The 12,263-nt window shown below is 68.7% G+C and carries 12 protein-coding genes; 4 read left to right on the top strand and 8 right to left on the bottom strand.

Features of this window, described 5'->3' with window-relative positions; translation table 11 throughout:
* Positions 1 to 31 precede the first annotated feature (31 nt).
* From B116_RS0122240 to B116_RS0122215, 6 genes are all read right to left on the bottom strand, one after another.
* Entirely contained in the window at positions 32 to 775 is a 744-nt protein-coding gene (locus tag B116_RS0122240) for an antibiotic biosynthesis monooxygenase family protein (protein WP_018723074.1), read from the bottom strand.
* Positions 776 to 848: 73 nt separating this feature from the next.
* Complete coding sequence (locus B116_RS0122235) at positions 849 to 2,327, bottom strand: FAD-dependent monooxygenase (RefSeq protein WP_027661365.1); 1,479 nt, start codon at positions 2,325 to 2,327, stop codon at positions 849 to 851.
* The gene (locus B116_RS0122230) at positions 2,314 to 3,753 is read right to left on the bottom strand and encodes an FAD-dependent monooxygenase (RefSeq protein WP_027661364.1); all 1,440 of its coding nucleotides are present in this window, start codon (positions 3,751 to 3,753) and stop codon (positions 2,314 to 2,316) included. Before B116_RS0122230 ends, B116_RS0122235 begins: the two co-directional genes overlap by 14 nt.
* On the bottom strand, positions 3,750 to 4,709 hold the full coding sequence (locus B116_RS0122225; protein WP_018723077.1) for an aromatase/cyclase: 960 nt from the start codon (positions 4,707 to 4,709) through the stop codon (positions 3,750 to 3,752). The genes B116_RS0122230 and B116_RS0122225 overlap by 4 nt, the downstream gene beginning before the upstream one ends.
* Positions 4,710 to 4,736: 27 nt before the next feature.
* Positions 4,737 to 6,248, bottom strand: a complete 1,512-nt coding sequence (locus B116_RS0122220) for an FAD-dependent monooxygenase (RefSeq protein WP_018723078.1) — start codon at positions 6,246 to 6,248, stop codon at positions 4,737 to 4,739.
* 53 nt (positions 6,249 to 6,301) lie between these two features.
* A complete protein-coding gene (locus B116_RS0122215; RefSeq protein ID WP_026321876.1) occupies positions 6,302 to 7,315 on the bottom strand; it encodes a methyltransferase in 1,014 nt (337 codons plus the stop codon).
* A 214-nt stretch (positions 7,316 to 7,529) separates the two neighbouring features.
* Between B116_RS0122215 and fabG the strand changes: the two genes are divergently transcribed.
* From fabG to B116_RS0122200, 3 genes are read left to right on the top strand one after another with little or no spacing between them, the layout of a single operon-like run.
* Entirely contained in the window at positions 7,530 to 8,315 is a 786-nt protein-coding gene (gene fabG / locus B116_RS0122210; protein WP_018723080.1) for a 3-oxoacyl-ACP reductase FabG, read from the top strand.
* A gap of 28 nt (positions 8,316 to 8,343) precedes the next feature.
* The gene (locus B116_RS0122205) at positions 8,344 to 8,673 is read left to right on the top strand and encodes a TcmI family type II polyketide cyclase (RefSeq protein ID WP_018723081.1); all 330 of its coding nucleotides are present in this window, start codon (positions 8,344 to 8,346) and stop codon (positions 8,671 to 8,673) included.
* A gap of 13 nt (positions 8,674 to 8,686) precedes the next feature.
* Positions 8,687 to 9,304 (top strand): mycothiol-dependent nitroreductase Rv2466c family protein, encoded by a 618-nt coding sequence (locus tag B116_RS0122200; protein WP_027661363.1) that lies wholly within the window; start codon positions 8,687 to 8,689, stop codon positions 9,302 to 9,304.
* A gap of 116 nt (positions 9,305 to 9,420) precedes the next feature.
* Here the strand turns inward: B116_RS0122200 and B116_RS0122195 are convergent, their stop codons facing one another.
* Both B116_RS0122195 and B116_RS0122190 read right to left on the bottom strand, forming a co-directional pair.
* Positions 9,421 to 10,290 (bottom strand): NmrA/HSCARG family protein, encoded by an 870-nt coding sequence (locus B116_RS0122195; protein ID WP_027661362.1) that lies wholly within the window; start codon positions 10,288 to 10,290, stop codon positions 9,421 to 9,423.
* A 53-nt stretch (positions 10,291 to 10,343) separates the two neighbouring features.
* A complete protein-coding gene (locus B116_RS0122190; protein ID WP_027661361.1) occupies positions 10,344 to 11,072 on the bottom strand; it encodes an SDR family oxidoreductase in 729 nt (242 codons plus the stop codon).
* A gap of 217 nt (positions 11,073 to 11,289) precedes the next feature.
* Here B116_RS0122190 and B116_RS25720 point away from each other — a divergent pair.
* Positions 11,290 to 12,263, top strand: a 974-nt coding sequence (locus tag B116_RS25720) for an FAD-dependent monooxygenase (RefSeq protein WP_033667806.1), incomplete at its 3' end; no start/stop codon positions are given.

The following is a 12,263-nucleotide window of genomic DNA, read 5'->3' as shown; positions in this document are numbered from 1 at the left end:
GGCACGGGCCGCGACCGAATGCCGGGGAAGATCAGGCCGACGCGGGTTGGGCGCTGGACCGGGTGTGGACCACCCGATAGGTGTTCCAGACGGTGGTGCTCGAAAGGGAGTTCCGCTTCTCCAGCGACCTGCGACGGGCCGCGGGCTGGTCGGCGGCGGGACGGGTACGAAACGCGTCGAAGGCCTCCGGGCCGTCCCACTGGGAGTAGACCACCACGAAGTCCCGTTCCTCACCGACCGTGGTCAGACCACTGCCGCCACCCTCGACGCCCCGCGCCCGAATGCCGCGGAGCAAGCTCTGCGAGCGATAGCCCGGTACGTCCACCAGCCACTGATGGGCCGCACCCAGGGTGCCGATCAGCTCGTCCTGATCGGCGGGGGCCACGCCGAGGATTTCAATCACCGTGTAGTCATCCCGGGCCGGTGAAATCTCCGTGACCGCGCCGAGCGCAGGGTGGCGCTGGCTCACCTCCACCTCGGTCTGCAGCAACCGAATGTAGGTGGCGATCTCGTGGAACACCGGAACCGTACGGTGCTTGAACTCGTCGCCGGCGTACCGCGACTCCAGATCCTGTTTGCCACGCCACTGGATGAAGTTGGCGGTCCCCGGCTCGGTCAGGCCCCGATGCACCGTACTGGAAATCCAACCGGGGTAGTCCGCGGTGTCGACGATCGCCCGCATCTCGCCGACGAGTCGATCCACTCGCTCGGGGGTATCGGTCTTGAACAAGTTGATGACCGTCAGGTAACCGTTTTCGGGGTCGATGAAGGGCATGTGTCTCCTCGCTCCTCTAAGGGGCACGCGGCGGGGTTACGCCGCGCGGAATTACCCGGGCTGGGCTCGCCGGTCAGGGCCGGCCAAACCACCGGATGAGGGCCGCCGACAGGCCGGTGCTGTCCGCAGTGCCGGAACGGGCCCACGCGACGTAGCCGTCCGGCCGCACCAGCACGGCGTTGACCTCCGCCAACGCACCGGCCGGCCGCGAGGTCGCAGTTACCACGTCGACCCGGTCCTTCCATGGCGCGGCTACGGCGCGCAGCTCGGCATCGCCGACCAGGTCGAGTAGGACGCCTCGGCCGCTGTGCAGGAAGCTGAAGGCCTGGGCCGTGCCGGCCGAGCCGAAGTCACCGGTGAGCTCGGTGTCGGGCAGCCGCCGGCCGAGTAGCGTTTGGCCGTCCGCACCGACGTCGTAGCGGATGTCCAGCCCGGTGACCATGCCGACCAGCAGCTGCTGGGCCTCCGGATAGGCGAGTAGCTCGGTCATCACCGCCCGCATCGGGTCCAGTTCGTCGCCGCCCAGATACAGAATGCGCTGCGCGAGGGTATTGGTCAGGATCCGGGCGGCGACCGGGTGCCGCTCGGTGTGATAGGTGTCCAGTAGTTCGTCCGGAGCGTGACCATTGATCGCCGCACCGAGCTTCCAGCCGAGGTTGACGGCGTCGCCGATGCCCGCGCTCATCCCCTGCGCGCCGACCGGCAGGTGGATGTGCGCCGCGTCGCCGAGCAGGAACACCCGGCCACGCCGATACTCCGCCGCCTGGCGGCTGGCGTCGGTGGTCCAACTGGTCCAGAGCGGCTTCCCACCGCTGATGTCCTCGCCGGTCAACCGATTCCAGGCGGCGGCGATCGTCTCGAAGCTCGGCGCCCCCTCGTCTTGCCGGGTCATGCCGCGTTCGTAGACCACCACCCGGTTGACCTCCGGGCCCAGCGGAAGCACCATGACCATTCCGCCGGGTACCCGCTCCCCGGAAAATCGGGGGCGTAGCGCACAGCCCGCCACGTCGGCGAACCACATCTCGATGGTGGCGTCGGTGCCGGGGAAGTCCACCCCGACCAACTTCCGTACGGTGCTGCGGCCACCATCGCAGCCAGCCACGTACTGGGCCCGCAGACGCTTGGGGCCCGTCGGGGTGTCGGCGTCCAGCTCAACGCCCCCGTCAATCTCCCGCAGCCCGGTCACCTCGTAGCCGCGGCGGAGCTCAGCGCCCTGTTCGGTGGCCCAGCCGGTCAGGATCCCCTCGGTGAGCGACTGCGGCTTGCCCCGGGCCCCGTACGAGCCCCCGGGCACCACCTGAAAGTTCAACGGCAGCCCACCGAAGTGACCGAAGGGGATGGTCTGTAGCTCGCCGAAGCGGGGCAGCAACCCACGCTGGTCAAACTCCTCGATCGTCCGGGCCGAGAAGCCGAGCGCGCGGGACTGCTTCGTCGGCTCGGTGAGCCGGTCCAGGACGAGGGCCTTGACACCGGCGAGGCGCAGTTCGCCGGCGAGCATGAGTCCAGTGGGACCGGCCCCGACGATGATGACATCTGCGTCAAAGTCTGGCATTTTCCTTCCTACCTTCCACCCACAGCAGCTTCTCGATTGCCTGTTCCAGGCCCTCCTCGTCGTCCCCGGCCCAGGCGATATAGCCGTCTGGGCGCAGTAGGAGGGCGGTGGCCTCCAGGGGAGGACCACCGTCACAACGCGCGTGAACCGTCCGCACCGTGCGGTGGAGCGGACGGTGCGCACCGGGTCTGAGCCGGACAATGACGGGCTCGATGTCAGCCAACGGAAGCGGCCCCGAGTCGGTTCGCAGCCGTAACGTCGTAGCCCGCCGCCCGATCGGCGACGGGCCGGGTGGGCCGCACCGGTCAATCAGGTTGGCGGCGGTCCCGGCTAGATGATCATGGACCGACCGCAGGCCGATAAGCTCCGCCATGATCGCCCGCAGCGGCTCGACCTCAGCTCCGCCCAGCAGCAACGTCTCCTGCGCGGTAACGTGATCCAACACCCGCGCCGCGACCGGGTGCCGCTCCTCGTGATAGCTGTCCAGGAGTCCGGGTGCGGCCCGGCCGTGCACCGTCGCCGCCAGCTTCCAGCCCAGGTTCACCGCGTCCTGGAGTCCGACATTGAGCGCCTGGCCACCGATCGGAAGGTGCCAGTGAGCCGCGTCCCCGGCCAGCAGCACTCGACCCCGTCGATACGCACCGGCCTGACCCCGGGAGTTGTCGAAGGCATCCAGCCAGACTGGAGTCCCACCGGAGAGGTCCTCGCCAGTCACCGCCGCCCAGGCCCGGACGACGTCACCGAACTCCGGCCGCCCCACCCGGGCGGTCACCGGCTGGCCGGCCACGTGCACCATCACCCGGGTAACACCGGCTCGGGTCGCCGCCACCGCAAGTCCGCCGGGCCGCCGCTCGAACCTACGGTCCCGAATCCGAAGCCCGGTCACGTCCGCCCGCAGTAGCTCCTTGGTCGCCGCCGTAGCCGACACCGGGAAGCCCCACAGCCGACGTACGGCGCTGTCAGCCCCATCGCAGCCGACCACGAAGCCAGCGTCGAGGCGCTGCCGACCCGCGGGCCCTTCGAGCTGGCAGACCACGTGGTCCGACCCGGCGGTGAGCCCGGTCAGTTCATGTCCCCGCAGCACCGTCGCGCCCCAGCGCCGGGCGTTCTCAGCGAGCGCGGCCTCGGTCCGGTACTGGGGCACCTTCCAGTTGCCCCGGTACGCGCTGTCCAGCCCCGACAGGTCGAAACCCAGGCCCGCGAAGTGGCCCCGCGACTCGTGCCCAGCCTCGGCGAGCAGCGCGTCGAGGCCCCGCTCGTGCAGCAACTCGGCGGTAAGCGTGGAGAGCTGGCCCGCTCGCGACTCGGTCATCGCGTCGGCCAGCCGCTCCACGACGACGACTGGCACCCGGGCCCGACCCAGCTCACCGGCGAGCAGGAGCCCGACCGGGCCGGCACCGACGATGACGACCGGGGTGACCGTCACGGCGCTACACGTCCGCCACCAGCGCCCTCGGCGTACGCCTTCGCGGCCCGTAGGGTCGTCAGGCTGTTGGCGCTGAGGGCATTCCGGACGAACTCCCGCGCGGCTGGTAGATCGGCTTCCGGCCCGAGGACCTCGGCGATCCGCGCGGTATTGATTCGGACGGTGTGCCGGGAGGTGACCAGCACCCGCCCCGGGCCCTGCTCCTCGATCAACCAGCGACCGAGGTGCAGCATCAGCAAGGCGGGCGGGACAATCTGCTTGTAGACGATGCCGCGGTGCGGCTCACAGACCCGGACGGAGCGCGTCGTGTGCACCGGCCCGTCCTTGGTTCGGGTATCCATCTCCAGCACCTGAAGCCCCGGCGTCTCCTCCGCCAGCACCACCCGAGCAACATGCGGAAGCCGTAGTGGCCAACGCCGGGCGTCGTTGAGAAAGTCGTAGACCTCCGCGGCGTCGCCGGCGACCGGCACGGTGTCGTCGAAGGAGAAGAGCTGGTCCGCGGCGGTGAGCTCGGCGGCCGTCTTGAGCGCCGCCAGCTCCGACGTGCTGTTGCGATCCACCGCTTGCTGGATCCAGGTCAAATCGGCGGGGTCATCGCTGGCCGGGAAGAAGTCATGCAGCAGCCGCACCCGGCAGGCGGAGACGGAGATCGGCTCGATCACCCACGCCCCGCCCATCCCGCCGACCGGATACTGCGAGCGCTCCTGCCGGAAAGAGACAGTCCACCGCTCCCGGTCGTGCCGCCGCCGCGAGGTCCACGTCTTGGCGGCACCGTTGGCGGTCGCCCAGATCCGGATCAGCTCGGCCTCGCCGTCACGTTCGAGACACTCGGCGTGGACTGTCGGTGGGAACACCTCCGGCCACCGGCCGACCTCCTCGATCAACGCATACACCCGCTCGGCGGGTGCGTCCACAAGGACCTGATGCTCCGTTTCATGCACCGTATCGGTGGTCACGTTTCACCTCCCCTGGCTACCGGTTGTCTAGTGGGCGCGTGCGAGGCGGTCCGCGTCCGGGGTGTCACCGGCGGGTCGGGCCGCGCCGAACCACCGCCGCAGGGCATCCACCAGCTCGCCCCCGCCCGGCGCCACCCAGGCGAGGTAGCCGTCCGGGCGGACCAGCACCGACTCCGGGGGCGGGCCGTCCGCGCCGAGGCCAGTGGGCATACGTCGCACCTGTACCAGGTCGACCCGGTCGGACCAGGCAGCAGCCAACCGAACCGTCGCTGCGGAGTCCGCAGTGGTGATCAGGACGCCTCGCGCCGACTGCAGCAGCCGGGCGATCCGGTCCCGGCCGCCCCCCACCAGCTCCAGTTCACGGTCCGGAATCCGCACGCCGACCAGCGGCGCGTCGTCCGGATCCGGAGCGTGTCGAATGTCGAGTCCGCTCACCATGCCGGAGAGGTGCCGCGCCACCACCGGAAGCGCGATGAGCTCGGCCACCACGGCCCGCAGCGGCTCGACCGAGTTCCCACTGAGGTTGAGAATGCCCTGGGCACGGGTGTTGCGCAGGACCCGGGCCCCCACCGGATGCCGCTCGCGGTGATAGGTGTCGAGCAGCCCGGCGTCCGCTGTGCCCCGGACCGTGGCCGCCAGCTTCCAGCCGAGGTTTACCGCGTCCTGCACGCCAATGCTCATCCCCTGCCCACCGGCGGGCAGGTGAATGTGTGCGGCATCCCCGGCCAGCAGCACCCGCCCCCGCCGGTACTCCGTAACCTGCCGGGTGGCGTCGGTGAACCGGCTTACCCAGCGCGCCGTACCGTGATGGATGGACTCACCGGTCAGCCGCTGCCAGGCGTCCGCCACGTCAACGAAGGTAACCTGCCGGTCCCGATCCGGTGGAGTGCCGGTTTCACAGACGATGATGCGGGAGTAGCCCTCGCCGAGCGCCCCCGCCATGACCATGCCGTTCGGCAGCAGTTCGCCGATCATCCGGGGCCGGATGTCACAGCCGGTCACATCCGCCAGGTACATCTCGCAGGTCGCGTCCTGGCCAGGGAAGTCAAAACCGGCGAGCTTGCGTACGGTGCTTCGGCCGCCGTCGCAACCAACCAGGTAGTGGGCCGAGTATTCGACCCGGCCATCAGGTCCCTGCACGGTCGCCGTGATGTGATCGCCGGTATCACTCAGCTCGATCAGCTCGTGCCCCCGGTGTAGGGTCACCCCGAGCTCCAACGCACGGTTCTCCAGCATCTCCTCGACGGTGAACTGGGGCGCCCCGCGGACTCCGAAGTGCGAATCCTCCAGCACGCCGAAGTCCAGCGGAATGCCACCGAAATGCCCCTGCCGGGTGATCTCGGCATTCTCCAGCCGCTCCAGCAGGCCTCGCTGCGCGAAGACCTCCGCCGCTCGCGCCGTGAATCCGATGCCGCGGGACTCCCAGCTCCGCTCGCTACGCCGTTCGATGACGGTGACGCTCGCACCGCCGAGCCGGAGCTCGGCTGCGAGCATCAGTCCGGTGGGACCGGCGCCGATGACAATTACGTCCGTGTCCATCTTCTGACCTCAGCTCCTCAGTGGAGGCGGTGGGAGCGGCGGTACGGCGAGTCTCATACCGGAACCGCCTCGATGATCGAGACCGGTGAGGCGGTCGGGATGACCCGGGTTACCTTCAGGCCGGCCTCGCCGAACAGCTCGGTGTACTGCGACCGGGTGCGCTCCTTGGCGCCGAGCAGCAGCAGGAGCCACAAATCTATGATCTTGCCGATGTGGGGCTCATTCTGCTCCTCGAGCACATACTCGATCACCAGCATGGTCCCGCCGGGCGCAATCGCCTCCCGCACGTTGTGCAGCAGCTGCCGGCAGGCGGGCTCCGGGAAGTCGTGCAGGACATGCTTGAGCACGTAGGCGTCGGCACCGGCCGGCAGCTTGTCGAACTGGCCGCCGTGTTCGATCGTCACTCGATCACCGACACCGGCCGAGGCGAAGAGCGCTGGCGCGTCCGCGGTGGCGACCTCGTTGTCGAACAGGATGCCGCGCAGGTCCCCGGTCTGGGCGAGGATGCCGGTCAGCAGCGTGCCGCGCCCACCGACGACATCCACCACGGTACGGAACCGCGAGAAGTCGTACGCTGCGAGCACCGGGTCGGTCTCCGCGCCGGAGAGGCTCCCCATGCCCTGGAAGAACTCGGCCGCGTACGCCGGGTTCGCCATCAGGAATTCAAAGGCACCCATGCCCCGCAGTTTCGGCAGGTTGGCCGCGCCGGTACGCACCGACTCGATCAGATGCCCCCACTCCTCCCAGAGCAGCGGATGCCCCATGAGCATCGCTATGCCGCGCATAGAGTCCAGCGCATCATCGCGCAGCGCCTCACCCATCGGGGTGAGCGCGAAGCGGCCATCCGGTTGCAGCGCGAACACCGAACAGCCGGAGAGCGTACGCAGCAGCCGATAGGTCGCCTCCGGATCGGAACCCACGCGTTTGGCGATCTCCTCAGCCGGCAACGGGCCAGCGGCGAGCACATCGGCGACGCCGAGCTTGGCTGCAGTCGAGATCGCCTGAGTGATCACCGAGCCCTGAATCAGGTCAAGTAACTGGTAAGCAGCGGAATTGTCCCGCACCACGGGAGCGGCAGGCAACGCGGACATAATCCTTTTCCTCCGAGGCAATAGTGAGATGCCAGACGATAGGCCGGGTCGTTTTCTGGTCGCAAGCCCAACCAGGTCGTTCAACTGACGAGTTGACGCGGTTGGAACAGCGCTTTCCACCGAGGCTCGAGCGATATTTCGCAAATCGTTGACATACTGCCGCGACACCGTATTCGGGAAAGGCGGCCCCATGGCGGAGAACGAACAGCGAGTAGCGCTGATCACCGGTGGAACCAGTGGAATCGGCTTGGCGGTCGCGGAGACGCTCGCCCGCCGCGGCCTCAAAGTCTTCCTCTGTGCGCGAACTCCGGAGGCCATCGAGGAGACGGTCGGCAAGCTGCGGGCCGACAGTCACCAGGCCGCCGGCGTCGTCGCGGATGTCCGGCGCCAGGCCGACGTCGAGCGCCTCGTGGGCGCTGCAGTCGCGCGGTACGGACATGTTGATGTCCTGGTCAACAACGCCGGACGCAGCGGTGGCGGGGTGACCGCCAAGATCGAGGACGAGCTCTGGAACGACGTCATCGAGACCAACCTGAACAGTGTCTTCCGGGTGACCCGCGAGGTACTCCGGTCAGGACAGCTACTGGAGCGCGGCTGGGGACGAATCATCAGCATCGCGTCCACCGGGGGTAAGCAGGGGGTGGTGCTCGGTGCGCCCTACTCCGCGTCCAAGCACGGGGTGATCGGCTTCACCAAGGCGCTCGGGCTGGAGCTCGCAAAGACCGGGGTCACGGTCAACGCCGTCTGCCCCGGCTACGTCGAGACGCCGATGGCGCAGCGGGTACGGCAGGGGTACGCCGCGCACTTCGCGACGACCGAGGCGGAGATTCTGGAGCGATTCCAGGCGAAGATCCCGTTGGGCCGTTACTCCACCCCGGAGGAGGTCGCCGGCCTCGTCGGATACCTGGTCAGCGATGCGGCCGCTCCGATTACCGCGCAGGCGATCAACGTCTGTGGTGGCCTCGGAAACTACTAATCTCGCAGCTAAGGGCGGTGACTCGACAATGTACAGCACCCTGATCGTGGGCCGAATGCGTCCGCAGTGGTCGGCGGACGTCGCCGAGCTCTTCGACGCGTTCGACGGAACCGAGATGCCGCACCGCATGGGCACCCGGCGCCGCGAGCTGTTCCATTACCAAGGGCTCTACTTTCACCTGCAGGATTTCGACGGCGAGCACGGCGGCGAACGAATCGCCCAGGCCCGCACCGACCCCCGCTTTCTTCAGATCAGCGACGATCTGAAGCCGTTCATCCAGCCCTACGACCCGACGACCTGGCGTTCCCCCATGGATGCTCTGGCCACCCGGTTCTATCACTGGTCCGCCAGCGGCTGAAAGGAGGACGGTGATGCCGGACGAGGTCCGCACTCCCGTCGATTTCTGGTTCGACCCGACCTGCCCCTGGGCCTGGATCACCTCCCGGTGGCTCCTCGAGGTCGCCCAACAGCGGCCGATCACGCCGTGCTGGCACGTAATGAGCCTGACGCTACTCAACGAAGGACGCGACGACCTGCCAGCGCGCTACCGGAGAGGGATGCAGGGCGCGCTGGAGGCGGTGCGGGTCTGTGTCGCCGTCGAGCAGAAGTACGGAGCCCCTGCGTTGGGCCGGCTGTACACCGAGCTGGGCACTCGGTTTCACCTTGAGAGCGCCCCCCAGCAACGCTCCACCTACGAGGCGGCGCTGGTCGCCGCGAACCTGGATCCCGGGCTGGCGGCAGCGGCGAATTCTGCTGAATATGACGGGGCGCTACGCGCCAGTCACGACGACGGCGTCCGCCGCGTCGGCACCGACGTCGGTACGCCGGTAGTCGCGGTGGGGGACGTGGCGTTCTTCGGCCCGGTGGTGTCACCGGCGCCACGGGGCGCTGCCGCGCTCCGACTCTGGGACGGCGTGCTGGCGTTGGCCACGACCGAGGGGTTCTTCGAACTCAAGCGTAGTCGTACCCAGGGTCCGGTCTTCGGTTAACGCAACCATGGCGGGCGCCGGCACCGGGACGGGTGCCGGCGGCCCGGGAACGGTGCCGGCGGCCCGGGAACGGTGCCGGCGGCCCGGGGGCGGAGCGCCGGCACCGCCGTCGGTCACTAGCCCGGCCCCGGCGCCGTCCAGGTTGACCGGAGGAACGCCTCCAAGCTGACCAGGTCCGGCCGAATCCGGCGTAGCGCCGGTAGGTCAGCGCGGTACCCCCCGTTGTTGAAGAAGTCGAACATGGCCGCCAGATCCGGACGGACGACGCGCAGCTGACCGATCGGCAGCTGCTCGTAGCGGGCCGGCAGGCTAGCAACCCGCCCAAACGCTGCCGCCATCTCGGGTCCGGTTAGTTCGTCACCGGCGAGCTCCACCTGCCGCCCCAGCCAGCTGTCCGGGTCGTCGAAGGCGTCCGCTGCGAAGGCACCGATGTCGCTGGTCGCGATCAGTTGCAACGGCACCTCGGGTTGCAGCCACAGACTGAGGACCAGTCCCCCATCGGTCAGCCGCGGACCGGTGTCGTGAAAGACCTCGTGAAACATGGTGGGCCGCAGTACCGTCGCCGGGATCCCCAGCTGCTGGATGTGCTGCTCGACCTGCCACTTGCTCGCGAAGTGGTCAACGGCGTTGGCCCGCTCCGCACCCCCAACGGAGCTGTAGACCAAGTGATCCACGCCGGTGCGGGCTGCGGCGTCGGCCACCGCCTTTCCCTGGCGTTCTTCGGTGACCACACCGCCCGGGGTACGGAACGTCTGGACGCTGAACACCCCGTACACACCGGTCATCGCCGCTGCCAACGACGCCTCATCGTCGAAATCGCCGGGGACCAGCACGGCGCCCGCGGCCGCCAGCGCCTGGGCTGCGGGCTTTCTTGGGTCCCGGACCAGGACGTGCACCGTCCACCCTCGGCGTAGTAGTTCGCGGGCCGTCGCCCCACCCTGTCGGCCGGTACCGCCCAGCACCAGAATCGCCCCACCTGTCGGCACGTTTACTCCTTCGTGCGGCGCGCACACCCGCCGGTGTCCGCGAGGAAGTTCGGTCACCAGGGCACGACACCGTCCGCGGAGAGGCAGCAGCCGGAAGGCCCCGTTTCGTCCAGCAACGCCAGCCGGACGGCGATCGCTGCTCCTTCCGCGGGAGTCCGGTTTCCCCGGTGGCCGTTGAGGTCCGTGGCCACCATTCCGGGGCTCGCCGCGTTCACCTTGATCGGCGTGTCCCGCAGTTCCTTCGCGTACCCGAGGGTGATCGCGTTCAGGGCCGTCTTGGAGGACTGGTACGCCATCAGGTTGACACCGGCCAGTGGCGAGTCCAACTGCGAGTTCAGCGTCAGGGAGCCCAGGTGACTGGAGACGTTGACCACCCGCCCGGCCGCTGCCCGACGCAGCAGCGGAAGCACGGCGTTGGTCACCGACACCACCCCGAGGACGTTGGTCTCGTACACCTGACGGAGATCATCGGCGCGCATCGTGCTGGGCGCACCGCTGGCAGCACCGGCGATGCCGGCGTTGTTAACCAGGATGTCCAGGCGGCCAAAGCGCTGCTCAATCTCCATCGCGGCCGCCGAGATGGTGGCAGGATCCGTCACGTCCAGGCGCACCAAGACGGCCACTATGCCCTGGGTGACCAGCGAATCCACCGCCTGCTTGCCCCGGGTCTCGTCCCGGGACCCGACGAGGACGGTGTGCCCTCGCTCGCCCAGCTGACGCGCGATCTCGTACCCGATTCCCTTGTTCGCGCCAGTGATCAGCGCGATCTTCTCGACTGGCACCTCCGCAATTCCTTTCCGTCGCCCTGTCGCGTCCATGCTGAACGGCGGACCGGAATCCGGCATCTCTGAGATTGCCGCGCAATCGTGAGGGTTCAACCGAGCCGAAATCCGCAGTCGAACAATTCCCCCCTCAGCAACAATCAATATTGAAACGCGGAGCGCCCGCAGATACTTTGGGCGTCGCGATTATCCGGCCGCGAGGCGGAAAGGTCCGGAAATGGAAACCGATGTGATCGTGGTGGGTGCGGGGCCGGTCGGCCTGATGCTCGCCGTTGAACTGCACCTGAGCGGCGCGCGGGTACAGGTCTACGACCGCCTCGCCGCAGCCACCGGCGAGTCCCGTGCTCTCGGCTTCAACCGGCGTGCCGCCGAATCGCTGGACCAGCGCGGCCTGCTCGCACGGTTGGGCAGCATCCGCTGGGGACCGATGGGACATTTCGGCGGCGTACGCATCGACCTCAGCCAACTCGACGATGACCACAGTGGCATCTTGGGTCTGCCGCAGGCACACACCGAGCAGATGCTGGCGGACTGGCTCGCCGACCACGGCGTTCCGGTACTACGGCGGCACGAGCTCACCGGCGTGCGGGAGGCGGACAACAGCGTCGTCGCTACCTTCGACGAGCCCGGCGGAAGCACCGAGGTGCGGGCCCACTACCTGGTCGGCTGTGACGGCGCCCGGAGCACCGTCCGAGCGCTGGCCGGGATCAAGGCCTCCGGCCCCGCAGCCACCCGGGGCATGTACACCGCGGAGATCACCGGAGTCGAGTTGCGCCCTCGTCCAATCGGCGAACGACGACCTGGCGGCAGCATGGTGGTGTGCACACCGCTGGGGGACGGTCGCTACCGCATCGTGATCCACGACCGGGGATTACCGCCGAACCCAGATCCGGCCGCGCTGACGTTTACCGAGGTCGCCGACGCGTGGCAACGCCTCACCGGCGAGTCGCTGCACCACGGGTCGGCACCGTGGTTGTGGGCCTGCGGCAACGCGGCCGCGTTGGCCGAGGAGTACCGGCGCGGCCGGGTCTTCCTGGCCGGCGACGCCGCGCACGAGATGCCGCCGCTGGCGGCGTGGGGACTCAGCGCCGGCTTGCAGGATGCGGTGAACCTGGGCTGGAAGCTGGCGGCGGCGGTGCACGGCTGGGCACCACCCGACCTGCTCGACACCTACCACACCGAACGCCACCC

Origin of the sequence: Salinispora fenicalii (assembly GCF_000514815.1) — a bacterium.
Lineage (GTDB): Bacteria > Actinomycetota > Actinomycetes > Mycobacteriales > Micromonosporaceae > Micromonospora > Micromonospora fenicalii.
Note: the sequence above shows the minus strand (reverse complement) of the source record. Positions and strands in the feature narration are given on the sequence as shown.

Bases quoted from the DNA above. Each gene is read 5' to 3' on its own strand.
- B116_RS0122240 (WP_018723074.1), bottom strand. From the start codon at position 775: ATGCCCTTCATCGACCCCGAAAACGGTTACCTGACGGTCATCAACTTG.
- B116_RS0122235 (WP_027661365.1), bottom strand. From the start codon at position 2,327: ATGCCAGACTTTGACGCAGATGTCATCATCGTCGGGGCCGGTCCCACT.
- B116_RS0122220 (WP_018723078.1), bottom strand. From the start codon at position 6,248: ATGGACACGGACGTAATTGTCATCGGCGCCGGTCCCACCGGACTGATG.
- fabG (WP_018723080.1), top strand. From the start codon at position 7,530: ATGGCGGAGAACGAACAGCGAGTAGCGCTGATCACCGGTGGAACCAGT.
- B116_RS0122205 (WP_018723081.1), top strand. From the start codon at position 8,344: ATGTACAGCACCCTGATCGTGGGCCGAATGCGTCCGCAGTGGTCGGCG.
- B116_RS0122200 (WP_027661363.1), top strand. From the start codon at position 8,687: ATGCCGGACGAGGTCCGCACTCCCGTCGATTTCTGGTTCGACCCGACC.